Origin of the sequence: Rahnella sp. ChDrAdgB13 (genome assembly GCF_017655185.1) — a bacterium.
Classification (GTDB): Bacteria; Pseudomonadota; Gammaproteobacteria; order Enterobacterales; family Enterobacteriaceae; genus Rahnella; species Rahnella contaminans.
This window is the reverse complement of sequence record NZ_JAEMGT010000054.1, coordinates 16,164-40,247: the sequence shown is the minus strand read 5'-3', so window position 1 is coordinate 40,247 and position 24,084 is coordinate 16,164. Positions and strand designations below refer to the sequence as shown.

Genomic DNA, 24,084 nt, shown 5'->3' with positions numbered 1-24,084 from the left:
ACAAGTAGCGCCAGTGAAGATAGAGCCAATTAAAAAGCCCCGGAAACGGGGTTGTCGGGTAGTCCAGAAAGCAATAGGAGCTGTGTAAGATGAATACCGCAAATACCAATAATGCAGCCACTGATGAAATCATGCTGACCAGCGATGTTTTATCTCGCTACAAGATTTCACGCAGCACTCTTTACTTCTGGAGCACGCCAGAGAGAATGCCCGCAAGCTTCAAGCGCCCCTTCCCACTGCCTGCCATTGGCGGTAGCCCGAAGCGCTGGAGAACATCAGACGTGCTGAAGTGGGAGCAGGAAGTTAATGCGGCGCCAGTGGCCGGCCAACAACTTTCTCCAGATGTTCAAGCCACACAGTCAGCCACTGGTGCTGATCTGCCAGGTAGTCATGAAGGTTATAACGAGCCATAACGCCCCCCATCTGGTGGCCGAGTAGCTTCTCGATAACGTGGGGCGGCGCGCCGAGTTCTGAAAGGCGTGTCGCAACCGTTCTCCTCAAATCATGAAGAGACCAATTATTCATTCCCGTTTTGCTAATCACCTGTGCAGAGTACGCTGCAACTCGTGGTTGGGAGGGTGGCTTATCCTCACGGTTTTTAAAATGAGGTGGCGTTAGAACATGCTTCGTTACGGACCAATTTTGATGCTGCTTAAGTAGATAAATAGCACTGTCAGGCAACGCCCGACGAACTGTTTTGCCTGTTTTATAATCTTCCGCTGGGATAGTCCAGGTCTTCTCTTTAAAGTCGAACCATTCCCATTTAGCCGTTCTTATCTCAGCAGTCCTGCAACCCGTCATCAAAAGAAATCGGATCACCAACTGCTGGGACGCGGGCATTCCTTCCAGTGCATCCCAAAGAACCTTAATTTCATCATCTGAAAGTTTTCTGTCTTTCATTGCAGCTGTCAGGCCAACATCCGATCGCTTCAACGATTCGAGTGGATTGATATCTATAACATCACGGTTAGAGCAGAATCGGAAAGCTCGTTGCATTAAACCAAGAACATCGCCAGTCACAACCCGCCTTCCCATCTGATCGAACAAACTGAGCCAGTGTGATTTTGTCGTCTGATTGACTATTATGTTTCCAAGGACGGGTTTGACATGATTCTCATAGTTTTGGCGATTTACCTTTATTTTGACTATCCCTTCAGGTTTACAGTAATAGGTTTCCCAATAGGTAAAGGCCTCTTCTACTGTGAGAGCTTCGGTTTTTTGTTGTCTCTCCAGCTTAACCTGGCGGCGGGGATCGTAACCCTCAGTAATCCAAGCACGAAATTGCTGTCTACGTTCCCTTGCCTGCGACAGTGTTATAGAAGGATAATCACCTATGCTTAGCTGTACGGGCTTATCATCCCAGCGGTAGCGATAAAAGAAGGTTATTGCTCCGGAAATTGAAAGCCTGACGTTCAGTCCATGCGCATCAGAAATTACCTCTACTTTGTCTCGGCGCTTTCCAAGTGACTTTCTAAGTTTGGTATCTGTAAGCAATGTGTATACTCCTTTTCATATACACAAGATTGTACACAAAAGTCATAAATTGAAGCCACACAAACTAAAGCATGGTAAAGCAGAACAAAGCATGAATGCGATTTAAGGCAATGAAATGATTAATGAAAATAAATCAACACAAACCACAGTCAAAAGAACTCAAGTAGAAGCATATGCCCTTCGATAACGTATACCGTGAAAAACAGGTTCCCAGCCCGCTGCGTCATACGTGGGGGATTTTCTATCGCGATACGCTGTCGATGATCGGCTTCTACGGTGTGCTTGGGCTGCTGTTCCTGTGTGTTTTCGGGCATCTGCTGGCGCCGTATGCACTTGATCAGCAATTCCTCGGTTACCAGTTGCTGCCGCCGTCGTGGTCGCGCTACGGGAACGTTTCATTCTTCCTCGGTACCGACGATTTAGGCCGCGATTTACTCAGCCGGATGTTAACCGGCGCGGCACCGACCATCGGCGGTGCGCTGGTGATTACCCTCGCGGCGTCACTGTGCGGCGTGATTATCGGCGTGCTGGCGGGCATCACGCGCGGGCTGAAATCAGCGATCCTCAACCATATTCTCGATACGCTGCTGTCCATCCCTTCCCTGCTTCTGGCGATTGTGGTCGTGGCCTTTATCGGCCCGAAACTTGAACACGCTATGCTGGCAGTCTGGCTGGCGCTTTTGCCGCGTATTTCCCGTACGATTTACAGCGCCGTGCATGACGAACTGGAAAAAGAGTACGTGGTGGCCGTGCGTCTGGACGGTGCATCGACCTGGCAAATCCTGCGTTACGCGGTGCTGCCAAACATTGTGGCCGTACTGGCGACGGAATTTACCCGCGCGCTGTCGATGGCCATTCTGGATATTGCCGCATTAGGTTTTCTGGATTTAGGGGCGCAGCTTCCCTCACCAGAATGGGGAGCGATGCTCGGCGATTCGCTGGAGCTGGTTTATGTCGCGCCCTGGACAGTGATGCTGCCGGGTGCAGCAATCCTTATCAGCGTGCTGCTGATCAACCTGCTGGGTGATGGTGTGCGCCGGGCGATTAATGCAGGGGTGGAATAATGCCGTTACTTGATATCCGTAACCTGACAATCGAATTTATGACCGCCGAAGGCCCGGTAAAAGCCGTCGATCGCGTGAGCATTACGCTTAATGCCGGCGAAGTTCGCGGGCTGGTGGGCGAATCCGGTTCAGGCAAAAGCCTGATTGCCAAAGCCATCTGCGGCGTCACCAAAGACAACTGGCGCGTTACCGCTGACCGGATGCGTTTTGATGATATTGATCTGCTGACGCTGTCCCCGCGCGAACGACGCAAGCTGGTCGGGCAGAACGTGTCGATGATTTTTCAGGAACCGCAGTCCTGTCTGGATCCCTCCGAAAACATTGGCCGCCAGCTGATTCAGGCCATTCCCGGCTGGACGTATAAAGGCCGCTGGTATCAGCGCTGGAAATGGCGGAAAAAACGCGCCATTGAGCTGCTGCACCGCGTCGGGATTAAAGATCATAAAGACATTATGGCCAGCTATCCGTATGAGCTGACCGAAGGCGAATGTCAGAAAGTAATGATTGCCATCGCGCTGGCCAATCAGCCGCGTTTGCTGATTGCGGATGAACCGACCAACGCCATGGAGCCGACCACACAGGCGCAGATTTTCCGCCTTCTGGCGCGGCTTAATCAGAACAATAACACGACCATTTTGCTCATCAGCCACGACCTGCAAATGATGAGCAAATGGGCCAACCGCATTAACGTGCTGTATTGCGGACAAACCGTCGAAAGTGCGGTGTGCGAAGACTTGCTGGCTGCGCCGCATCATCCTTACACGCAGGCGCTGATCCGCGCGATGCCGGACTTTGGCCGTTCGCTGCCGCATAAAAGCCGTCTGAATACGCTGCCGGGGGCCATTCCTTCGCTGGAGCATTTGCCGATTGGCTGTCGTCTGGGGCCACGCTGCCCTTATGCGCAGAAAAAATGCATTGAAACGCCGCGCCTTCGTCTGGCAAAAACGCACGCATTTGCCTGCCACTTTCCGCTGAATATGGAGGAGCAATAATGGGCGAGACCTTGCTTGAAGTCCGCAACCTGAGCAAAACGTTCCGTTATCGCACCGGCCTGTTCCGCAAGATGGATCTCGATGCCGTGAAGCCTGTCAGCTTTACGTTGCGTGAAAAACAGACGCTGGCGATTATTGGTGAGAACGGTTCGGGGAAATCCACGCTGGCGAAGATGCTGTCGGGCATGGTTGAACCGAGCGGCGGTGAAATCCTGATTGATGAACATCCGCTGGAATTTCGCGATTACCGGTTCCGCAGCCAGCAAATTCGCATGATTTTTCAGGATCCGAGTACGTCGCTGAACCCGCGTCAGCGCATCGGCCAGTTGCTTGAAGCACCGCTGCGCCTTAACAGCGAGATGGATGCCCAGCAGCGCGAACAGCGTATCAACCAGACTTTACGGCTGGTGGGTATGTTGCCGGACCACGCGTTTTATTACCCGCATATGCTGGCCTCCGGGCAAAAGCAGCGTGTCGCACTGGCGCGTGCTTTAATCCTGCAACCGAAAGTGATTGTTGCCGATGAAGCGCTGGCGTCGCTTGATATGTCTATGCGCTCGCAAATCATCAACATGATGCTCGAATTGCAGGAAAAGCAGGGTATTTCCTACATTTACGTGACGCAACATTTGGGCATGATGAAACACATCAGCGATCAGGTGCTAGTGATGCACGAAGGCGAGGTGGTTGAGCGGGGAAACACGGCGGAAGTGCTCGCCGCACCGCTTCATGATCTCACCAAACGGCTCATCTCCAGCCATTTTGGCGAGGCATTAACTGCCGATGCCTGGCGTCGCGACGGGAACTGACACAGACGATCCTTACGCCTTTCTGGCACTAAAACCGGCATCAGCTTCCTGAGCCGGTTTTTTTATGATTCTAATTTCACAAAATGTCGATAAAACGTCTGCCGAAATCCTTTCATCTGGAATATTCACGGTCTTCTATTCCATTTCGCTATGATTTATCGCTTAACATTATTTTATCTCGACAGCGGTATCGGCAAGGATAGGGTCTGTAAATTCGCCTGAGTGACAGGCTTGAAGCAAAGGACCCGATCATGGAACAACAACGCAAGGCCGCGCACAGCGGCTGGTATCACGAAACACAATCCAGCCAGTATGGTCACCTGCCACTCGATCCTCATGCCGCGTTGATTCAGGATCGCTTTTTACTCGGACTGGAAAACCAGCTCGACCCGACGCTTCGCCCGCTGATTAACGACCGCCAGGGTTTGCTGCGCGCTTCCCGCGCCTGTTACGAGGTGCTCTTTCCGGACAGCCTGAGCGTTTCACGCACCGAAACGTTGTCGTTATATGACCGCCTCAGCAGCGCGCTGACTGTCGCGCAGGTGAGCGGCGTCCAATGTCTTTGTAGCCATTACGCTGCCCGCCTCGCCCCCCTGTCCAGCCCCGACGCCTCACGTGAAAGTAACATCCGCCAGACCCACATTACCCAGTTCGCCCGCCTGCTTGCCACGCAACCCACGTTAATTACTGCACCGATGCTCAGTCAGCTTTACGACGTCGGGCTGAGCACACGCGATATTGTCACGTTCACGCAGCTCATTGGTTTTGTCAGCTATCAGGCGCGCGTACTGGCCGTTCTGAACGGTCTGCGTGGCCGCGCGGCGGCTGTATTACCAGGATTCCCGTCGCCGGAAGGTCGCGAGCAAAAAGGGTTCTCACTGGCGATGCTGCAATGGACGTCGCGTTTGCCGGAAGTAGTGCCGGAAACCGCCAGCCGTCACCAGCAGGATGTGCTGGATTTGATCGCACCGGATGCCCGTTCTTCTTCTTTCTATACGCTGCTGGTACACGACGCCGATGCGCTGAGCGAATTCTCGGCCGTATTCAATAATATTATGCAGGCTGGCGAACGCCCGAAAGCCGCGTGGCGCGAGTTGTCAGCGGTGACCACCTCGCAGTTAAACGGTTGTCTGTACTGCGCGGGGATCCACGGCCGTCTCTATCTGGAAGCGGGCGGAAGTGAAACACTGATCGAGGAATTGTTTAAAGAAAGCCATCGTGATGACGCCGTTGATTTTGTCTCGCAAAAACGGGCAGATGCCAAAGAAGCGGCGTTGCTCGAAGCCGTGATTACGTTAACCCGTACACCAGAACGTTTTGACGCACGCCGTCTGCACGGTTTGTCTGACGCAGGCTATAGTGCCGTACAATCTCTGGATATCCTGTTGACCGCAGCGCTGTTCAGCTGGTCGAATCGTCTGATTCAGACGTTGGGCGATACGCTTAACAGGTAATGCAGGGTATGTTTTTCATTCATGCTTTACCCCTCCTTTTCGGCAGGATATTTGCCTGCCGAATCCATCAAATGTAAATACCTTCGCCTTCTAACCGCCATAAGTCGTACTAATCTTATTTTCAATCGGAAATTTAGTGTTAAAACGAGAGGCAGATCACATCAGGTTATTTGCTGCTCTGGTCACAGCTTCACCCACCACGCTTTGATTCATAAAACCCCGCAACAACCGCTAAAAACCAGAGACATTCACTGCATATTCACTATTTTCCAGCCAATGAATCCGCTTATAAGTTTTCCGGTAAAACAAATACAAATCACACTTCCGGATTATTATTCATACAACATTTTCACATTGTCTATTTAGAAAACATAAACGTTAATTCTGCATAACATTTCGAACATAGTTTAATCAGGACGGATAAGTTAAATGTAACGATACATTTCAAACTCCTTGCCACATTTACGAAGATAGTGAACATTACCTGCCGTCATCCCATCTTATAACAATGCAAAGGGTGCTTATTTCGCGCCACTTATGCGTTTTCGCCATTCACGGGCGAAAGGAATAAACAGAGGTACGAGTGTCAACTGCAAACAAAACACCAAATAATGAAAGCGTGAGTCTGAACGCGTTCAAACAGCCAAAAGCGTTTTATCTGATCTTCTCCATAGAATTGTGGGAACGTTTCGGTTACTACGGCCTGCAAGGGATCATGGCGGTTTACCTGGTCAAAATGCTTGGCCTGAGTGAAGCTGACTCCATTACCCTCTTCTCCTCATTCAGTGCGCTTGTGTATGGCTTCGTGGCTATCGGCGGCTGGCTGGGCGATAAAGTGCTGGGATCGAAACGCGTGATCGTGCTGGGTGCGATCGTGCTGGCGCTGGGTTATTCCTTCGTTGCGTATTCCGGCCACGAAATATTCTGGGTTTATCTGGGTATGGCGACTATCGCCGTCGGCAGCGGCCTGTTTAAAGCAAATCCATCCTCATTGCTTTCTACCTGCTACGAAAAAGATGACCCGCGTCTTGATGGCGCATTCACCATGTATTACATGTCGGTCAACATCGGTTCATTCTTCTCTATGCTCGCCACACCTTGGCTGGCCGCGAAGTATGGCTGGAGCGTCGCGTTCTCCCTGAGCGTCGTCGGTATGCTGATCACTATCGTGAACTTCCTGTTCTGCCGCAAATGGGTGAAACGTCAGGGCTCAAAACCAGACTTCGCGCCGCTTCAGTTCCAAAAATTGCTGATGGTGCTGGTTGGCGTTGTGGCGCTGGTGTTTGTTTCCAGCTGGTTGCTGCATAACCAAACCATCGCACGTATGGTTCTGGGTGTGGTTTCTGTCGGTATCATCATTGTGTTTGCGAAAGAAACCTTCGCCATGCAAGGCATCGCACGCCGTAAGATGATTGTGGCGTTCCTGCTGATGATGGAAGCGGTGGTGTTCTTCGTGCTGTACAGCCAGATGCCAACCTCTCTGAACTTCTTCGCTATTCATAACGTCGGACACGATCTGCTGGGTATCAGCTTCCAGCCTGAGCAGTTCCAGGCGCTGAACCCGTTCTGGATCATGGTTGCCAGCCCGATTCTGGCAGCTGTTTACACCAAAGTAGGCGACCGTATGCCAATGCCGCATAAATTTGCGATCGGTATGGTGCTGTGTTCAGGTGCCTTCCTGGTGCTCCCGTGGGGTGCAAGCCTCGCCAACGAACATGGGATTGTGTCGGTTAACTGGCTGGTACTGAGCTATGCGTTGCAGAGTATCGGTGAGCTGATGATTTCGGGTCTGGGTCTGGCGATGGTGGCACAACTGGTTCCACAACGTCTGATGGGCTTCATCATGGGCGCATGGTTCCTGACGACCGCCGCGGCTGCGATTATCGCGGGCTATGTGGCGAACCTGACCGCGGTTCCTGCGGATATCGATGATGCACACGCTTCGCTGGCAATCTACAGCCACGTGTTCCTGCAAATTGGTATCGCGACTGCCGTAATTGCCGTACTGATGCTGGTTACCGCATCTAAACTGCACCGTATGACGCTTGACCGTGAAACTGATGAAAAACAACCGGAACTGGCTTCTGCTCAGTAATTGCAGAACGTTCTACCGTGTTGATAAACGCTTCCTTCGGGAAGCGTTTTTTTGTGCTCAATTCCCTGCCCTAAATACTTTTTATCCTAAATACTCTTTATCCTAAGTAATAACGCCCCTTCCCGCCCTGCTTCGCACGGTACATTGCCGCATCGGCTCTGGCCATTAGCGTATCCGGTAACAGAGGCTGGCGCGCCCGCCCGACCGCCACACCGATACTCGCCGACAACGCCACAGGCACACCGGCCACCCGTTCGATGGAGTGTAAGGCGCTCATCAGGCTGATACAAATCCGGCTGACATCATTTTCGGTGTTCACCAGATGCCCGAGTAAAACCGTAAACTCATCGCCAGCCAGTCGCGCCACTATGTCCTGTGAACGCAGATTATCGCGTAAGGTATGGCCGAAAAACTTCAGGATCAGATCGCCAAATTCGTGCCCGTAGGTGTCGTTGTAAGCTTTAAAATTATCAATATCTAAAAAGAGTAATGCGATGTCCTTATCTGCTTTTTCTTGTTGTTTTGCGGCAAAAATCAGTGACTGCTGGAACGCGCGCCGGTTAGGTAATCCGGTCAGTGAATCATGATTGGCCTCAAACTCAAGCTGTGCCTGAAGTTCTTTGATTTCGCTGATATCAGTGGAAAGGCCGTAGTAGCCATTACGCACATCGTCACATGGGATTAGCGTGGTGTGCAAAACGCCGCCCTTGCCGTGACGTGAATTATCTGGCAATTCAATTTCGTAGCTGACCGTCATGCCCTGCAAAACTTGCCGGATATACGGCTGAATTTTTTCGTAACTCTCGTACCCCACCACATCCCTGACCTGCTGCCCGTTGACTTTATTTTCTTCCACGCCGTACCAGTTCGCGTGGAAATGGTTCACAAACGTATATTGTTCATTGGAATCCACGTGGCAAATCAAGGCCGGAATGTTATCGGTTATGGCCCTGAGGCGGTTTTTACTTTCAGTCAGCTCGCGTTCACGAGTCAGACGCTGCGCTATTTCCTGATGGAGCTGGTCCATCGCCATCTGAAGCTCGTGCGTGCGCGCTGCCACCCGACGTTCCAGATCTTCCTGTAAGGAATAAAGCGCCTGCTCGATATGCTTACGTTCAGTGATATCACTGATGACGACGATATAGTGGTGGGCATCACCGGCGATATTACGTACCAGAGATGCCGTCAGCGTAACCCAAAGCGTGCCGCCGTCAGCGCGCTGGAGCAGTTTTTCAACGCTGAAACTGTTGATTTCCCCCGACAGCAGGCGCGGTACGAGGATGTTTTCAGCGTAGAGATCGTCCGGATGGGTAACATCGTGAAGTAAGCAGGTACGCAGCTGGTATTCGGCGTAACCGAGCATATTGCAAACCTGAGGGTTAATGCGTAACCAGCGCCAGTCCAGCCCGACAAGAGAGAAACCGACCGCCGCGTGGGCAAACGTCTGCTCAAATAAGGCTTCGCTTTTGGCGAGGTTGTCTTCCACCCGCGCCGTGTACTGGCGGTTTTCCAGGTGAAAGATGTAGCTTTGTACCAGCGCGGTCATGTCCGTCAGCGTCTGCTGATCTTCTTCGCTCCACTCCCGCGTGCGGTCGTCAATCAGGCACAACGCACCGAGCGCCACGCCCTCTTTTGAGTACAGCGCACAGCCTGCGTAAAAGACAATGTGGGGATCACCGACCACCAGCGGGTTATCGTGAAAGCGTAAATCCAGCCGCGCATCCCGGACAATCAGCGGACATTGCTGGAGAATAGTGTGGCCACAAAACGAGGTATCGCGGGGAGACTCATTGATATCAACACCGGTGTGTGACAAAAACCATTGCCGGTCAGCATCGATCAGTGAAACAACGACCGCCTTCGCCTGAAACTGGCGGGCTGCCATCCGTGTGATGCGGTCGATTTCCTCAATTCTGGGGGAATCTACTATGCCCAGAGAAGCCAGTATGGCAAGACGAGCTTGTTCATCAACTGCCTGTTGAGGGACTAACATAATGCACTCTCAATGATTACTGGTGAATATTCCACCAAGTCTACTGTGTTTAACCGGAATAACGGCCCAGATTCCGCCCTTCACGGGCAAAATTCAGAATAGTGACAGATCACGAAATGCGTATAATTTTAACAAATTTTGTACAAGGTTCGACAAATCAACCATTAAAGTGAACTGACCCAGTTCACATGCGTGGCATCAGCCTGTCCGGATTGTTCTGAGTCGCGGCGATATTTCTCCCGCATCTCTGATGGCGTGGTGCCGTAAAACTCATGGAAGTACCGGCGCAGCGCGCTCAGTTCAAGACCGCAATGGCGTGCAATGGCCGCCAGGCTTTGGTCCGACATCGAAGATGTGCGTAATAAACGTTTTGCCAGCAGAAGACGACGGCTGCGGATAAATTGCGCAATACCGCCAAGCGGCTCAAATAACCGGTACAACCCGGATCGTGAAATGGCGAAGTTTTTACATAAGACGTCAATGCTGATGGGCTTGTTAAGATGCTTCTCAATGTAGAGGCAGATCCTTTCCAGCCGTGCGCTTTGCTCAAACGGATGTTCAACTTTTTTACCCGCCACCAGATGCAGCGTTTGTAAAAACACCGAGGCAGCGCCTTCTCCGGTGCTGAGCACTTCCTGCTCCGTCATCTGATCAAAAACCTGCACCATCGTCGCAAAGTGGTTACGCAAAATGATGTTTACCGGCGAGGCCGCAGGAATACGCTTGCCATGCAGCGAGGCTATATCAACATTAAAGTGCAGGCTGTGCTTGGGCATAATAATGTACTGATACGAGCCCAGACGCGGCTTACTTTCACCAGGATAAACGTGGATCTTGATGGGCTGCGACATATCCTGAATCAGGATATCGCCCTGAATTAATTCGAAACGTTCACCAAAACACTGGCACGACATCCCGCCTGCAATCACGATAAAGATTACGATGTGATCCGGCATCGAAAACAAGTTTCCATACTGCCGGTTGATGTCGTGCTCGCTGACCGTCAGTACGCCGCCGATGACGCGGCCAAAATTGTAGCCGGTGACGCCCCAGTCAAACTCTTCGCGGTGACGATCCGGCAGTTCCAGTTTAAAGCCGGCGCTGGACATCCCGTCTTCCCATTCGTAAAAACGGGTTTCGAAGTCCTGATAAATGTTGGCACCGTCAACGATCTTTCGTGATGATGAATCGCTCATTATCTCACCGAAAATTAAGATTATTCCGAAACGATAATCTACGTCATACTGAGAAATCAATGCTCAGCAGCAATTGGTAATACTTTTTCACCAAAAACGTCTATTTTCTGCGTCCGACAAGTCCAGGCAAAAGACTGTGAAATCAGTCAATAAGCGTGGTTATTCGTTCGATTGCTCCAGTGTTTACTCCGCGATAATTATTTTTGAATCAGTTAATATCGCCTTGAAGCTTTTCATTTTTGTGATTTGCTATTCTTTTAAGATGCACGACAACGCTTTTAACTCACTCCCACCAGGAAATTGCGATGGATAAACGAAAAGTCCTGGATGAAGGACGTCAGCTCAAACGCCTGAATGCAGAAACCCGCCGGCAGGTGCACATGCATAAATGGTTCGCTATCGTGGCGGCACTCGATTGTGTACTGGTCATTTTCTACGATCAGGACATGCGTAATATCGTCTTCTCAGCGGGTGTTTGCGTGGTATGTACCTATTTATGGCTGAAAGGCAGAAAACAATCCCGTAGCTACCGGCGCGAGTGGGACGCCAAATTCGGCACAAAAAAGCAGCTCTGAACCTGTTTCGTCGGTTTTAGCTGTTCTTCCTTTATTCCTTTCATAAAGAAATTCCTAATTTTCACGAAAGTGTTTCTGTTCCGGCCTGATAATCGGCCAAAATAACATTTGGCATACCCGCGAATAACAACTCATACAATTTATGCATCTCGACGTTTACACGTTATTTATTTTCGAACTTTATATTCTCATTCTGCTGACCGGCGTCATGCTTTTTGCGTGGATCGGCGGCCGCAGGGATCCGACGCTCGGACTGATGGCGCTCATGCTGGCTTTCGCTACGGCGGGAACACAGCTCAGTAGTATGCGCTCAGATGTGAACGATATTATTCCGGTTCTGTTCAGTAACCTGCTGATATTGCTTTGTTATGGCATTATGTGGTCAGCTGTCAGGGTATTTACGGGCCGCCGTATTATCCTGCCTGGCGTACTTGCCGGGCCACTGATTTGGGCATTTTTCTGCCTTTCTCCGGATTTCTATCACAGCCTTTCTCAGCGGATTTTGCTGACATCCATACTGACCGCCGCGTATACGCTGATGACCACCGTGGAGCTGTGGCATGTCCGCAGACAGCTGAACGTTACGTTCTGGCCTGCACTGCCGCTTAGCCTGTTTCATGCGGGATTCTATCTGATGCGGCCGGTGTTTGATGACGGCTTACCTTACGCCGAAATGGCCGGACGTCACAGCAGCGGGTTCTTCGCTATACTCATTTTCGAAGCGATTCTTTACGCCATCTGCCTGACTTTTATCATTCTTGCCATGGTGTATGAACGCGGACAGCTGAGCTACAAACTGGCTTCGCTGCGGGATCCGCTCACTGGAGTTGGAAACCGTCGCGCGTTTCTGGAATTTGGTAACGAATTGATCAGAAAGCGTAAAAACTGCACCTTACCGCTGCAATTGATGTTATTTGATTTGGATAATTTTAAAAAACTGAATGACCAGTACGGTCATGCAGGCGGTGATTCCGCGCTTATTTTCTTTTGCAGCATCGTTAATTCCCTGCTGGAAAAGAAAGATGTATTTGCCCGTATCGGCGGTGAAGAATTTGCCTGCCTGACAAGCCAGCCTAAAGAACAGGCAATAAAAATGGCAGAAACGATTCGTTCCCGGCTGGCGCAAAGTTCACAGCATAATATTCCAATGACGGTCAGCGTGGGTATTGCGTTCAGCGATCTTCATCAGGACACGATTTCTCACTTATTGATCCAGGCAGATCATGCTTTGTATCGGGCTAAATCTGCGGGTAAGAACCGGATTGAACTGAGTTGATCGTTATTCACCCGAACATTATATCGAATACCTTACTTAGGGCGTGATAACCAATTGAATTTTCAAATTTAATAACAACGGTAATAATCTCATCAAAATGTGAGTAATAATTGCAAAAACAACCTGATGAGGTTACTGGCTAAAAAATGTTGCCAGAACACACTCATTTCCTGCTCGGGGTATTTAACTCATGCTTACTGATATTGCGATATGCCAGGCAGTTCTTGATGCTCTTCCCGAAGCGACGGTACTTAAAGACGACGAACGCAAACTGGTATTTTTGAATCAAAAAGCCAGTGAGTTCTATGGCCGCACACGTGAAGAACTGATCGGCCAGGACGTCTCGTTTTTTACCGATCCTGAGCAGGCAGCCCGTCAGCGTGAGCGGGATATTGAAGTGCTGGTCACCGGCGAAAAGACGGTAAACGAAGAAACGCTGGTGGATCCTTCCGGTAAGCGTCGTAGTGTTCTGGTGCGTAAGTCCCGCGTTACGCTGGAGACCCGCCATTTTATTCTGACGTCCATTATGGACATTTCCCTGTTGCGCAGTTCAGAAGCGCAGATCCGTTATCTTGCCCGCCACGATGTGTTAACCGGTTTGCCGAACCGGACCGCCCTGAGTGAAGAACTGAGCCAGATTGCCGCACAGCGAATGTACCGCCCCGAGCCTTGCGCCCTTTTCCTGTTAAATCTTAACGACTTTAATTACATCAACGATACCTACGGCTATCAGGCCGGAGACGCAATTTTATGTGAATTTGGCCAGCGTCTGCGTAACGAAGTCGGTAATAACGGTACGGTTTCCCGGATTGGTGGCGACGAGTTTTCCATTATTTTGCGTAACAGCCCGACCAGCGAAATGGCCAATAATCTGGCCCTCGAAATCCTGGTGATGATGCGCCAGCCGTTTACGCTGACGCGCGCCAATCCGATGATCACCATTTCTTTCGGCATTGTGATGTTTGGTGCCGAGAATATTACCGCTGGTGAAATTATGCGCCGGGGCAATACCGCCTTGCTGGAAGCCAAGCAGCGCGGCAAAAATATGTTCTCGTTCTATTCTGAACTGCTCGATGCCAGCAGCGTAAGTAAACGCATTATGGTGAAAGCGCTGGCCGAATCGCTGGCAAAAGACGGGGATTTGTCCTGCGTCTATCAGCCGATTTTGCGCAGCCGCGACGAAAAAGTGGTGTGCGTCGAAGCCCTCGCCCGCTGGAACCACGGCGTGCTCGGGCAGGTTTCACCGGTGCAGTTTATTGCGCTTGCGGAAGAAACCGGGCTGGTGATTCAGCTGGGTGAAATCGTCCTGCGACAGGCTTGCCGGGATATCAAAAACTTTGAGCAGCTCAATCTGGCAATTAACGTTTCTGCCGTGCAGCTCGGAGAGCCGGATTTCGGGCCGCGTTTTCTGGCCGTGCTGGAAGAAGAGGATTTCCCGCCTTCACGGCTTGAGCTGGAACTGACCGAAACGTCAGTCATGAACGCCAATGCAAACAGCCTCAGTCAGCTGGCGAAACTGCGCAAACTGGGCGTTAAAATCTCTCTGGACGATTTTGGCACAGGCTATTCCAGCCTGAGTTTGCTGAAAGATATCTCCGTGGACAGCGTGAAAATCGACCGTTCATTTGTGCAGTACGTCACAGAAGTGAATGATACGGCCGCCATCGTGACGGCGGTTTCTCAGCTCGGCAATAAAATGCATCTCAACGTGATTGCGGAAGGTGTGGAAAATCAGCTGCAAAAATCCTTCCTGGTTTCAGCAGGTTGCTCGCATCTCCAGGGCTATCTTTTTTCGCGTCCCGTGACCGTCGAAGTGTTAAATAGTTTGTTGAGTAACGAAATGGATATGTTAGCCGGTACATAAAACACGCAAACATAAGCACCATAGATAACTCAAAACACCTTATTAATTCATTCAATTGGCGCTCGTCCCTGTTTTACTGACATGATCCGAGGCTGATAAAACACGCCGTTTAAGGAATTACAACATGTCATCGTTTTCAGGTATCTGGGTCCCGCTGGTCACGCCTTTCCATCAGGGTGAGATCGACTTTACTGCACTCAAATCATTGTGCACCCGGCTCCTCAAACGGGGTGTGGACGGCGTCGTCGTCTGTGGTACTACCGGTGAAGCGCCAATGCTCACCAAAGAAGAACAGCTTCAGGTGCTGGACGCCGTACTGGAAGTCGTTCCCGGCCAGCAGGTGATCATGGGACTTTCCGGCACGCATATGCCGGTGATCCGCGCCATGCAGGACGCTATTTCAGAGCGTCCTGTTGCCGGTCTGCTTATCCCCGCGCCTTACTATATTCGCCCCTCTCAGGCCGCGCTGGTCACCTGGTTTACCGAAATTGCCGACCACTCGACGGTGCCGGTTGTGGTGTACAACATCCCTTATCGTACCGGTGTACACATGGAACTGGACACACTGCGCCAGCTGGCTAAACACCCGCAGATTACTGCGGTGAAAGATTGCGGCGGCAGCATCGACCTGACGCTTTCACTGATTGCAGACGGCGAGTTGGACGTTCTGTGTGGCGAAGATGTGCAGATTTTCTCGACCCTGAGTCTCGGCGGAGCAGGCGCGATTGCGGCGTCATCACATATCTTCCCGGAAGAGTTTGTGGCGCTGATTAAGCAGTTCAGAGAGGGGAACATTGTTGCCGCCCGAAAAACATTCTTTGGCCTTCTGCCGATGATCCGCCTGATGTTCTCCGCGCCGAACCCGGCGGCGATTAAATACGCTCTTTCACTCGACGGGCTGATGGACAATGAGTTGCGTTCGCCAATGCTGACTGCACCGGAAAATGTAGAAACGGCGGTACGTGATTTCCTGAACCAGCGCTCCCGCTGATTTCACCGGATGGTGGGCAAAACATCCGTCATCCGGTGCGGTATAAAGTGAACAATTGAACGCCCCGTCACAATTAAATCACTGACTTTTGCTCCCGCCGGTTCTAGGATAGAAGCAGACCTTATATCGCCGTGCAGCTGTTTCCCGAAGCCGAAATGTTTCGCGGGCGCAGGCTGGTAGCTCATCCAATGGAGTGTTTATGAAACTGTATTACAAACCCGGTGCCTGTTCCCTTTCTCCACATATCGTCCTGCGTGAAGCGGGTCTGGATTTCAGTATTGAGAAAGTCGATCTGGCGACCAAGAAAACAGAAACCGGTGATGACTTCCTGACAGTGAACCCGAAAGGGCAAATCCCAACCCTGCTGCTCAGTGACGGCAGCATTCTGACCGAGGGCGTTGCCATCGTTCAGTATCTGGCTGAGCAGAAACCCGACCGCCAGCTGATGCCGGAACAAGGTACGCTGGCCCGCTATCATGCGCTGGAATGGCTGAACTACATTGCGACCGAACTCCACAAAGGTTTCTCGCCGCTGTTCAACCCGAAAACGCCTGACGAATTCAAGGCACTGACCCGCGAAGCGCTGAGCAAGAAATTTGCGTACGTGAATGAATCCCTGAAAGGTCACGCTTTCCTGCTGGGTACACGTTTCAGCGTAGCCGATGCGTATCTGTTCACCGTGATGGGCTGGGCAAAAGCGCTGAAGTTTGATTTCACGGCTCTGAGCGAGCTGAACGCCTATCTGGAGCGTGTTGCTGCACGTCCGGCTGTTGACGCAGCCATGAAGGCTGAAGGCCTGAAATAAGCATTCCCTGAGTTAAAAAAATGCCCCGGCTGAATAATCAGTCCGGGGCATTTTTATTGAAGCGTGATGTCGCGTTTACGCGGATCCGATCCTTACGCCGGTTACAGTTTTACCGCCGGGAAATGATGTTCCGGTTTAACCATTTTGTCCTGCGCAGCGACGATTTGCAGCTCGTACTCGCCCATCGAATGAGTGGTCAGCATCACTTCATAAACGGCGGCGGTCACATGCTCCAGCGCTTTATCCAGCGCCTCGCCCTTGAGCAGATTCACCAGCAATAATCCGCTGGTCAGGTCGCCCACGCCAACAGGCTGACGCACGCCAAAATCGACCAGCGGGCGGTCGATATGCCAGGCTTCATCCGCCGTCACCAGCAACATTTCAAAACGATCGCTGTGATATCCCGCCCGGCTCAGATGTTTCACCAGCACGATTTTCGGGCCTTTCGCGATAAGCTCACGCGCCGTGGTAACGGCTTCTTCAACGCTTGCCACCGCATGCCCGCTCAGCAGTTCAAGCTCCAGCAGGTTTGGCGCAACGATATCGCAGTTCAGCAGCGCCTGATTGCAGTGAAATTCCGCCACGCCCGGCGCCACGATGCAGCCTTTCTCTGGATGCCCCATAACCGGATCGCAAAAATACCAGGCATTGGGATTCGCCGCTTTCACCTTCCGGACGATCTCCAGAATGCTTTGCCCCTGCTCCGGCGAGCCGATATAACCGCTCAGCACGGCGTCACAGTCTTTCAGGCGATCGATTTCCGCAATTCCTTGCGCAATTTCGGTCAGATGGCTGGCGGGCATCACGCAGCCTGTCCAGTGTCCGTACTGGGTGTGGTTGGAAAACTGAACCGTATTCAGCGGCCAAACGTTTGCGCCCATACGACGCATAGGGAATTCAGCCGCGCTGTTGCCGGCGTGCCCAAAAACAGTATGAGACTGGATAGAAAGAATGCTTTTCATGAGGAATTTCCGATAGCAGCGTCATCGGTGGATGGCGGAATAGCTGAGATCACAGGTCAAAACGGGGAGCATTTCGCTCCCCGTCGTGCCGGTCGTAAAACTTATGCCCAGAGCAGCAGGGTGTAGTTCTTTTTACCGCGACGCAGCAAGGTGTAGCGGCCAAACAGGCGGTCACTGTCAGTAAAACTGTACTCGGTGTCAGTCTGTTTTTCACCGTTAACGGACACGGCGTTTGACGAAATCATCGTACGTGCCTGACCTTTAGACGGCGCCATACCGGCGATCACCAGCGCCTGTTGCAGGTCGGTATCACGCGGGACTTCAAACAGCTCCAGGCCGTCCTGCGCCAGCTGGCCGAAATCGACTTCGGTCATTTCGCTCAGGGAACCGGAGAACAGGCTTTGCGTGATACGTTTCGCGGCAGCCAGACCTTCTGCGCCATGAACCATGCTGGTCACTTCTTCGGCCAGAACGTATTGTGCACGCGGGGCTTTACCGCTGTTTTTATCTTCTTCTTCCAGCGCATTGATGTCTTCGATGCTCATGAAGGTGAAGAATTTCAGGAAGCGGTAAACGTCGGCATCTGCTGTGTTGATCCAGAATTGGTAAAATTTGTACGGGCTGGTTTTCTTCGGATCCAGCCAGACTGCGCCGCCTTCGGTTTTACCGAATTTGGTACCGTCAGCTTTGGTGATAAGCGGAACGGTCAGGCCGAAGACCTGTTTCTGGTGCATACGGCGGGTTAAATCAATACCGGACGTAATGTTGCCCCACTGGTCGGAACCACCAATCTGCAGGACCACCTGATGGCGGTTGTACAGCTCGGAGAAATCGTAACCCTGCAACAGGTTATATGAGAATTCGGTGAAGGAGATGCCGCTGTCATCACGGTTCAGGCGCTGTTTCACCGCTTCTTTGTTGATCATTTGATTAACGGAGAAGTGTTTACCGATATCACGCAGGAAAGTCAGCACGTTCATGCCGCCAAACCAGTCGTAGTTATTCGCGGTAATGGCGCTGTTTTCGCCACAGTTGAAATCCAGGAACGGAGAAACCTGCTGGCGGATTTTCTCAACCCACTCGTTGACCGTTTCATTGGTATTCAGTTTACGTTCAGTGGCTTTAAAGCTCGGATCGCCGATAAGGCCGGTCGCACCGCCGACCAGCGCCACAGGTTTATGGCCATTCAGCTGGAAGCGTTTCAGGCACAGCAATGGCACCAGATGACCCAAATGCAAGCTGTCTGCGGTAGGATCGAAACCGCAATAGAGTGCAATTGGCCCTTGCGCCAGTTGCTCAGCTAACGCTTCTTCATCCGTTACCTGGGCAACGAGGCCCCGCTCTTGCAATTGTTTAATCAGGTTGCTGCTCGCCATCAAAGACTCCGTTTGTATGTACTGAAAATTATGTACTGAATGTGTGCAGATTCATGTCTGACAACATGCCGAGCATGTGCCTTTTCTCTCACCTTTACGGGGAACGACATAGAATAAAGCGCTCGTCGTCCGAGCGCTAGGGAATCGCGTATTTTTTCATGGTTAGGGGGCGAGGCGGTCTATTTTCCAGCCAGTTTCTGTTTCTGCTTCATCGCGCTGATAGATAAACCGGTCGTGCAGACGATGTTCGCCGCCCTGCCAGAATTCCATCGAATCCACTTTCACGCGAAAACCGCCCCAGAAGCTGGGAAGCGGGACTTCGCCGTTGCTGAATTTTTGTTTGAGTTCGAGGAATTTGCTTTCCAGCACGCCGCGCGCGGAGATACGGCTCGACTGCTGCGATACCCAGGCGCCGATCTGGCTGTCTTTCGGGCGGCTGGTGAAATATTTCATGACTTCCAGCGTGGAGAGGCGTTCTGCCTGACCGAGGACGATGACTTGTCTGTCCAGCATATGCCACGGGAACAGCAGGCTGATGCGGGAATTGTTCGCTAACTGCTGCGCTTTGCGGCTGCCCAGATTGGTGTAGAACACCAGTCCTTTTTCGTCATAGTGCTTTAACAGAACGATACGCTGAAACGGTTGCCCGCGTTCGTCAACGGTCGCCACAACCATCGCCGTCGGATCCGCCAGACGCGCATCGCAGGCCTGCTTCAGCCAGTGTTCAAACAAAGGAAGCGGTTCGGGAGTTAGATCTGCGCGACGCAGCCCGCCGCGCGTGTATTCACGGCGCGAGTCCGCAATATCAAATTCTTTGTTATCAGCCATATGGATTCAAATGCGTCTCTGAGGAAGGTAAAACGCATTGTGCACCCGACGCGTCAGGATCTCAACGTTCCTGACGCAGGGTTTTGGAAAGCGGAAAGCGAGGCTATTTCTGGACGCAATCGTCGATAATGACGTTATCCCCGCGCTGGACGAAGGCCTGATTGCCTTTTGACCAGAAGGTATAGCGGCCATCGCTGTAACGGGTTCCTGAGGCGGCTTCGACCTGTTTGAGTTTCAGTTGCTCGCCATCCAGCACCATGCTTACCTGCTGTGCCGGTTTATCCAGCGTGACGGTCAGTGGCAACGTGCCGCACTGATAATGTAATTCTTCCGTCGGGCTTTCAGCCTGATGACTGAACTGGCTGCATCCTGCCAGCGTTAATCCGGCTAACGAAGCGATAATCGCCTTTTTCATATGGTGCTCCCTGTAGGTTCTGGTTTACCTCCGTTATGTACCACGCCAGATGGCGCAGCACATTGAGATAAAACCGAGAACGCATCAGGGACGGCTTGAAACCACCGGATAAATCGCGCCAAGCACAGTTTCGCGGCTGGCACCGGTCACGGACGGCAAATTACCCGGCTGGCCGGATAACGTTCTGAATGCCAGCCACGCAAACGCCAGCGCTTCCATATCATCACCGCTGATACCACAGGAATCCGTAGTGCAGACTTCAGTGCCCGGCAACATCGCTGAAAGCCGCGCCATCAGTAACGGATTACGTGCGCCACCACCGCACACCATCAGGCGATCGCAGCCGCCGGTCAGCTGAACCTGTTCGGCGATGCTTACTGCCGTCAGTTCGGCCAGCGTGGCCTGAACATCTGCGGGGGCAATTTCCGGTGATCGCGCGAGCTGTTTTTCCAGCCACGCCATATTGAAATATTCACGCCCGGTGCTTTTCGGCGCAGGCTCCGCAAAATAGGGATCCGAGAGCATCTGCTGAAGCAGACGCAAATTGACCCGCCCCTGACCAGCCCATTCCGCACCTTTATCGTAAGGCCGGGCTTTATGACGCCAGATCCACGCATCCATCAGCATATTGCCCGGCCCGGTGTCATACCCGCGCACCGGTTGTCCCGGCAAAAGCATAGAGAGATTCGCAATGCCGCCTATGTTCAGGATCATCCTGCGCTCAGCAGCGTCAGACAGTAATGCCTGATGAAACGCCGGAACCAGCGGTGCGCCCTGCCCGCCCCACGCCATATCGCGGCGGCGGAAATCGCCCACGGTAGTAATACCGGTCATGGCCGCAATACGGTTGTTGTCGCCAAGCTGCATCGAAAAAGTGGTTTTGCCTTTAGGCTGATGCCAGACGGTCTGCCCGTGGCAGCCGATCGCTGTGACTTCGTCCGCAGAGATGTTGGCACTTTTCAGTAAGCCTAAAACTGCTTCGCCAAATAAAATTCCCAGCTGAGTATCGAGCTCGCCGACCTGTTCAAGCGTCACCTGTTGCCCCTGGCACATCCCCAGAATGGCATTTTTTAGCGCCAGAGGAATGGGATGAGAATAGCTCGCCTGCTGCGCCACCATGCGTTCGTCAATGGCGGCCAGCACAACATCAACACCATCGAGACTGGTGCCGGACATCACCCCGATATAGCGACCTGACTTCATAGATAACATCCCCAACTCCTCAGGAAAAACGTCCGACAAAGTAATAGCCACAGAGTAATCGGTATTTAGAGAGCAGCGCCATGAGTTACTGAATTTTTTATTACGCCGTGTGATGACTTCGTGTTTTTCTTGTTACGGTTTTTTATTTTTAAAAATAGGTGCGCTGTAATAATCGCCAATAACAACATTAAGCCAGAAATTTTGATTTAAAGATGGCTGTCTAAAACTTAAACCTGCGTTTATTATTAGTTGAGTCCCTCTCCTGTATACTGGAGATAGTGAAGTGAATTTCTGTTATGACACCCTCGACACTGATGTTGAACTGTGTACTGTTTTTTCTCTGTTGCTGCCGCTACTCTGAAAGATGTGCAGTAGCATAAAAAAAGGAGCTCTTTATGATTAAGCGTTTACTCGTCGTCGCCCTTGCCGGTGCAACCCTTGCTGGCTGCGTCAACGATAATTCTCTGTCTGGCGATGTTTACTCCGCATCTCAGGCTAAGCAAATTCAACAAGTTACCTACGGGACTATCGTTTCTGCACGTCCAGTACAGATTCAGGGCGGAGATGATGCGAACATCGTCGGCGCTTTGGGCGGTGCTGTGCTCGGTGGCTTCCTGGGTAACACTGTCGGTGGCGGTACTGGCCGCAGCCTGGCAACCGCCGCTGGTGCTGTTGCCGGTGGTGTAGCCGGTCAGGGCGTTCAAAGTTCTCTTAACCGTTCAAACGGTGTGGAACTACAAATCCGTCGCGATGACGGCAGCACAATCCAGGTTGTTCAGAAAGCCGGACCGACCAAATTCAGCGTCGGTCAGCGTGTGAGCATGGCAAGCAGCGGCAGCACCATTACTGTCTCTCCTGGTGCCTGATAGCTTTCCCCGCAAAACAAAAAACCGAAGCCAATGGCTTCGGTTTTTTTTATGCGCCCTGCTTTTCCGGCAGAGCAAATACAACGCTGTGTGACGTAAAAAAACTCAATTCTTATGATTTGCTTTGCAGGGAAGCGATATTTTTTTCCAGCCGGGACAGCATTCCGCCCAGTTGTTCAATTTCTGCAGACGACATCCCTGACAAAATTTCTTTGCGCGTGGAATCAATCACCGACTCCATTTCACTGATGATAGGTTCCGCTTCTTCAGTCAGCTTGATGCGTTTAGCACGGCGATCGCTGGCACAAGTCTGACGGGTAATCAGTTTCTTTTCTTCGAGCTGATCCAGCGTGCGGACCAGAGAAGGTTGTTCAATCCCAATGGCTTTTGCGAGCTGAATTTGAGACTGTTCAGGAGGTAACATATTGATATTGTGCAGTGTTACCCAATGTGTTTGCGTGAGTTCCAATGGTTTTAGCCGATCGTCAATCAACGCACGCCAGGCACGAACTAATCGTGCTAGATCTGACCCCAGATTCGATTCCAATTATCCCCTCCTTATAATTAGCATGCTAAGATAACTCCCCAGAGTTTAGCTTAGTTTTAGGAACTTTAATCGAGAAATTACAATTCTATATATAATGGTAGGTACTATTGCATCCGGAAGCGGGTCGCCTGCTTCCAAAGGTAAACTTGTTTATAACACAATCACTGGCAGAGATTAATATTGTGAATGCGCAAATGTTTCACTCAGGCTTCCCCTTACCGGATCTGGTCCTGGGTGCCTCACTTTATTTCCCCCCAATGTTCAAAGCATTTTTACTGGGGCTGGTTTTCTGGCTTCTGATACACCGGGTTCTGCGTGATTGGATTTATTCTGGTGAAGTGTGGCATCCCACCCTGATGGATTTATCCCTTTTTGTTATCTCTATTTGTGCCGCACTGATGCTTATGGTGAACATCTAAAAATGAAATTTAAGACACTCAAATATTTCTCAACCGTGCTGGTTTTTGCGGTCGCTATATGTGCGGGCTGGTGGATGTGGAATTACTATATGCAATCGCCGTGGACGCGAGACGGCAAAGTTCGCGCCGAAATTGTCGACATCACGCCTGAGGTTTCCGGACGGATTATCGACATCAATATCCATGATAATCAGTTCGTAAAAAGCGGAGACCCACTGTTCAGCCTGGATCCGGTTCCTTTCAGGATCGCTGTCGATAATGCACAGGCGGCGCTGGCAAAAGCGGCGGCAGATCTAGCCAAAGCAGAGCATGAGGCAACGCGCCGTCGCGGTCTGGGCACTAACGTTATTTCTGCCGAGTCGCTGGATGAATCGAATATCAGTGCCAAAGCCATGCAGGCTGCTTATCAGGCTGCGCAGGCGTCCTTAGAACAGGCAAAATGGAATCTGAGTAAAACCAATATTGTCGCGCCGACTGACGGTTATATAACCAACCTGCAAACCCGCAAAGGGAATTACGCCACCACGGGCACTCCGCTGGTGGGGCTGGTAGATATTCATTCTTTTTACGTACTCGGCTATTTCGAAGAGACGAAACTAAAAAGTATTCGCGAAGGCAGCCAGGCTGATATCACTTTATTTAACGGGAATATTCCGCTTCAGGGGCGCGTCGAAAGTATTGGCCGCGCCATTTATGACCAGAGCCTGGATACGCCGTCGGATTTGCTGATGAACGTGAAACCTAATGTGCCGTGGGTTCGTCTTGCACAGCGCGTTCCGGTGCGGATTAAGCTGGAAAATGTCCCCGAACATGTCGTTCTGGTGGCGGGTACCACCTGCACTATTTCCATCCGTGATTAA

At 51.5% G+C, this 24,084-nt stretch carries 22 protein-coding genes; 13 read left to right on the top strand and 9 right to left on the bottom strand.

Translation table 11 applies throughout. The features are described from left to right. Positions 1-303 precede the first annotated feature (303 nt). Positions 304-1,494 (bottom strand): site-specific integrase, encoded by a 1,191-nt coding sequence (locus tag J8X26_RS15340; RefSeq protein ID WP_208951316.1) that lies wholly within the window; start codon positions 1,492-1,494, stop codon positions 304-306. A gap of 173 nt (positions 1,495-1,667) precedes the next feature. On the opposite strand from J8X26_RS15340, the gene sapC reads away from it, so the two are divergent. The 5 genes from sapC to dtpA all read left to right on the top strand — a co-directional run bounded on the left by sapC (position 1,668) and on the right by dtpA (position 7,908). Beyond that, a complete protein-coding gene (gene sapC / locus J8X26_RS15335) occupies positions 1,668-2,558 on the top strand; it encodes a putrescine export ABC transporter permease SapC (RefSeq protein WP_165056933.1) in 891 nt (296 codons plus the stop codon). Continuing rightward, on the top strand, positions 2,558-3,550 hold the full coding sequence (gene sapD / locus J8X26_RS15330) for a putrescine export ABC transporter ATP-binding protein SapD (protein ID WP_152325750.1): 993 nt from the start codon (positions 2,558-2,560) through the stop codon (positions 3,548-3,550). Before sapC ends, sapD begins: the two co-directional genes overlap by 1 nt. Beyond that, positions 3,550-4,359, top strand: coding sequence for a putrescine export ABC transporter ATP-binding protein SapF (sapF, locus tag J8X26_RS15325; RefSeq protein WP_152325749.1), 810 nt, complete (start codon positions 3,550-3,552; stop codon positions 4,357-4,359). The genes sapD and sapF overlap by 1 nt, the downstream gene beginning before the upstream one ends. Before the next feature lie 251 nt (positions 4,360-4,610). Beyond that, positions 4,611-5,813, top strand: coding sequence for a peroxidase-related enzyme (locus tag J8X26_RS15320; RefSeq protein ID WP_208951315.1), 1,203 nt, complete (start codon positions 4,611-4,613; stop codon positions 5,811-5,813). Between the two features lie 583 nt (positions 5,814-6,396). Beyond that, a complete protein-coding gene (dtpA, locus tag J8X26_RS15315; protein ID WP_152325747.1) occupies positions 6,397-7,908 on the top strand; it encodes a dipeptide/tripeptide permease DtpA in 1,512 nt (503 codons plus the stop codon). A gap of 97 nt (positions 7,909-8,005) precedes the next feature. Here dtpA and J8X26_RS15310 read toward each other — a convergent pair whose 3' ends face one another. Together J8X26_RS15310 and J8X26_RS15305 are read right to left on the bottom strand one after the other, a co-directional pair. After that, positions 8,006-9,901, bottom strand: coding sequence for a diguanylate cyclase domain-containing protein (locus tag J8X26_RS15310; protein ID WP_208951314.1), 1,896 nt, complete (start codon positions 9,899-9,901; stop codon positions 8,006-8,008). Between the two features lie 164 nt (positions 9,902-10,065). Then, on the bottom strand, positions 10,066-11,097 hold the full coding sequence (locus J8X26_RS15305; protein ID WP_152325745.1) for an AraC family transcriptional regulator: 1,032 nt from the start codon (positions 11,095-11,097) through the stop codon (positions 10,066-10,068). 305 nt (positions 11,098-11,402) lie between these two features. On the opposite strand from J8X26_RS15305, the gene J8X26_RS15300 reads away from it, so the two are divergent. From J8X26_RS15300 to gstA, 5 genes are all read left to right on the top strand, one after another. Continuing rightward, entirely contained in the window at positions 11,403-11,672 is a 270-nt protein-coding gene (locus J8X26_RS15300) for a hypothetical protein (RefSeq protein WP_152325744.1), read from the top strand. A gap of 142 nt (positions 11,673-11,814) precedes the next feature. Next, positions 11,815-12,948 carry a diguanylate cyclase gene (locus tag J8X26_RS15295; protein ID WP_208951313.1) on the top strand — a complete coding sequence of 378 codons (1,134 nt, stop codon included), beginning with the start codon at positions 11,815-11,817 and terminating at the stop codon, positions 12,946-12,948. 190 nt (positions 12,949-13,138) lie between these two features. Continuing rightward, the gene (locus J8X26_RS15290; RefSeq protein ID WP_152325742.1) at positions 13,139-14,812 is read left to right on the top strand and encodes a bifunctional diguanylate cyclase/phosphodiesterase; all 1,674 of its coding nucleotides are present in this window, start codon (positions 13,139-13,141) and stop codon (positions 14,810-14,812) included. 124 nt (positions 14,813-14,936) lie between these two features. Beyond that, positions 14,937-15,803 carry a 4-hydroxy-tetrahydrodipicolinate synthase gene (gene dapA, locus J8X26_RS15285; protein WP_165056918.1) on the top strand — a complete coding sequence of 289 codons (867 nt, stop codon included), beginning with the start codon at positions 14,937-14,939 and terminating at the stop codon, positions 15,801-15,803. A 199-nt stretch (positions 15,804-16,002) separates the two neighbouring features. Continuing rightward, a complete protein-coding gene (gene gstA / locus J8X26_RS15280) occupies positions 16,003-16,608 on the top strand; it encodes a glutathione transferase GstA (protein ID WP_208951312.1) in 606 nt (201 codons plus the stop codon). A gap of 101 nt (positions 16,609-16,709) precedes the next feature. Here the strand turns inward: gstA and pdxY are convergent, their stop codons facing one another. The 5 genes from pdxY to anmK all read right to left on the bottom strand — a co-directional run bounded on the left by pdxY (position 16,710) and on the right by anmK (position 21,392). Continuing rightward, positions 16,710-17,570, bottom strand: a complete 861-nt coding sequence (gene pdxY, locus J8X26_RS15275) for a pyridoxal kinase PdxY (protein ID WP_208951311.1) — start codon at positions 17,568-17,570, stop codon at positions 16,710-16,712. 101 nt (positions 17,571-17,671) lie between these two features. Beyond that, positions 17,672-18,946 carry a tyrosine--tRNA ligase gene (gene tyrS / locus J8X26_RS15270; protein ID WP_152325738.1) on the bottom strand — a complete coding sequence of 425 codons (1,275 nt, stop codon included), beginning with the start codon at positions 18,944-18,946 and terminating at the stop codon, positions 17,672-17,674. 162 nt (positions 18,947-19,108) lie between these two features. Then, positions 19,109-19,774, bottom strand: a complete 666-nt coding sequence (gene pdxH, locus J8X26_RS15265; RefSeq protein WP_152325737.1) for a pyridoxamine 5'-phosphate oxidase — start codon at positions 19,772-19,774, stop codon at positions 19,109-19,111. Between the two features lie 103 nt (positions 19,775-19,877). Continuing rightward, positions 19,878-20,189 (bottom strand): MliC family protein, encoded by a 312-nt coding sequence (locus tag J8X26_RS15260; RefSeq protein WP_152325736.1) that lies wholly within the window; start codon positions 20,187-20,189, stop codon positions 19,878-19,880. An 84-nt stretch (positions 20,190-20,273) separates the two neighbouring features. Further along, positions 20,274-21,392 (bottom strand): anhydro-N-acetylmuramic acid kinase, encoded by a 1,119-nt coding sequence (gene anmK / locus J8X26_RS15255; RefSeq protein ID WP_165058651.1) that lies wholly within the window; start codon positions 21,390-21,392, stop codon positions 20,274-20,276. A gap of 395 nt (positions 21,393-21,787) precedes the next feature. On the opposite strand from anmK, the gene J8X26_RS15250 reads away from it, so the two are divergent. Further along, positions 21,788-22,258 carry a glycine zipper 2TM domain-containing protein gene (locus J8X26_RS15250; RefSeq protein ID WP_152325735.1) on the top strand — a complete coding sequence of 157 codons (471 nt, stop codon included), beginning with the start codon at positions 21,788-21,790 and terminating at the stop codon, positions 22,256-22,258. 112 nt (positions 22,259-22,370) lie between these two features. Here the strand turns inward: J8X26_RS15250 and slyA are convergent, their stop codons facing one another. Beyond that, entirely contained in the window at positions 22,371-22,805 is a 435-nt protein-coding gene (gene slyA / locus J8X26_RS15245; protein ID WP_152325734.1) for a transcriptional regulator SlyA, read from the bottom strand. Between the two features lie 194 nt (positions 22,806-22,999). Here slyA and J8X26_RS15240 point away from each other — a divergent pair, with 194 nt between their 5' ends. Both J8X26_RS15240 and J8X26_RS15235 read left to right on the top strand, forming a co-directional pair. Further along, positions 23,000-23,224 carry a DUF1656 domain-containing protein gene (locus J8X26_RS15240; protein WP_152326335.1) on the top strand — a complete coding sequence of 75 codons (225 nt, stop codon included), beginning with the start codon at positions 23,000-23,002 and terminating at the stop codon, positions 23,222-23,224. 2 nt (positions 23,225-23,226) lie between these two features. Then, positions 23,227-24,084, top strand: a complete 858-nt coding sequence (locus J8X26_RS15235; RefSeq protein WP_165056914.1) for an HlyD family secretion protein — start codon at positions 23,227-23,229, stop codon at positions 24,082-24,084.

Coding starts and splice junctions, on each gene's coding strand:
- J8X26_RS15310 (WP_208951314.1), bottom strand. CDS start 9,901: ATGTTAGTCCCTCAACAGGCAGTTGATGAACAAGCTCGTCTTGCCATA.
- J8X26_RS15305 (WP_152325745.1), bottom strand. CDS start 11,097: ATGAGCGATTCATCATCACGAAAGATCGTTGACGGTGCCAACATTTAT.
- sapF (WP_152325749.1), top strand. CDS start 3,550: ATGGGCGAGACCTTGCTTGAAGTCCGCAACCTGAGCAAAACGTTCCGT.
- sapC (WP_165056933.1), top strand. CDS start 1,668: ATGCCCTTCGATAACGTATACCGTGAAAAACAGGTTCCCAGCCCGCTG.
- J8X26_RS15260 (WP_152325736.1), bottom strand. CDS start 20,189: ATGAAAAAGGCGATTATCGCTTCGTTAGCCGGATTAACGCTGGCAGGA.
- J8X26_RS15240 (WP_152326335.1), top strand. CDS start 23,000: ATGTTTCACTCAGGCTTCCCCTTACCGGATCTGGTCCTGGGTGCCTCA.
- gstA (WP_208951312.1), top strand. CDS start 16,003: ATGAAACTGTATTACAAACCCGGTGCCTGTTCCCTTTCTCCACATATC.
- anmK (WP_165058651.1), bottom strand. CDS start 21,392: ATGAAGTCAGGTCGCTATATCGGGGTGATGTCCGGCACCAGTCTCGAT.
- J8X26_RS15300 (WP_152325744.1), top strand. CDS start 11,403: ATGGATAAACGAAAAGTCCTGGATGAAGGACGTCAGCTCAAACGCCTG.
- sapD (WP_152325750.1), top strand. CDS start 2,558: ATGCCGTTACTTGATATCCGTAACCTGACAATCGAATTTATGACCGCC.
- J8X26_RS15250 (WP_152325735.1), top strand. CDS start 21,788: ATGATTAAGCGTTTACTCGTCGTCGCCCTTGCCGGTGCAACCCTTGCT.
- dapA (WP_165056918.1), top strand. CDS start 14,937: ATGTCATCGTTTTCAGGTATCTGGGTCCCGCTGGTCACGCCTTTCCAT.
- tyrS (WP_152325738.1), bottom strand. CDS start 18,946: ATGGCGAGCAGCAACCTGATTAAACAATTGCAAGAGCGGGGCCTCGTT.
- pdxH (WP_152325737.1), bottom strand. CDS start 19,774: ATGGCTGATAACAAAGAATTTGATATTGCGGACTCGCGCCGTGAATAC.
- J8X26_RS15320 (WP_208951315.1), top strand. CDS start 4,611: ATGGAACAACAACGCAAGGCCGCGCACAGCGGCTGGTATCACGAAACA.
- J8X26_RS15290 (WP_152325742.1), top strand. CDS start 13,139: ATGCTTACTGATATTGCGATATGCCAGGCAGTTCTTGATGCTCTTCCC.
- J8X26_RS15295 (WP_208951313.1), top strand. CDS start 11,815: ATGCATCTCGACGTTTACACGTTATTTATTTTCGAACTTTATATTCTC.
- J8X26_RS15235 (WP_165056914.1), top strand. CDS start 23,227: ATGAAATTTAAGACACTCAAATATTTCTCAACCGTGCTGGTTTTTGCG.
- pdxY (WP_208951311.1), bottom strand. CDS start 17,570: ATGAAAAGCATTCTTTCTATCCAGTCTCATACTGTTTTTGGGCACGCC.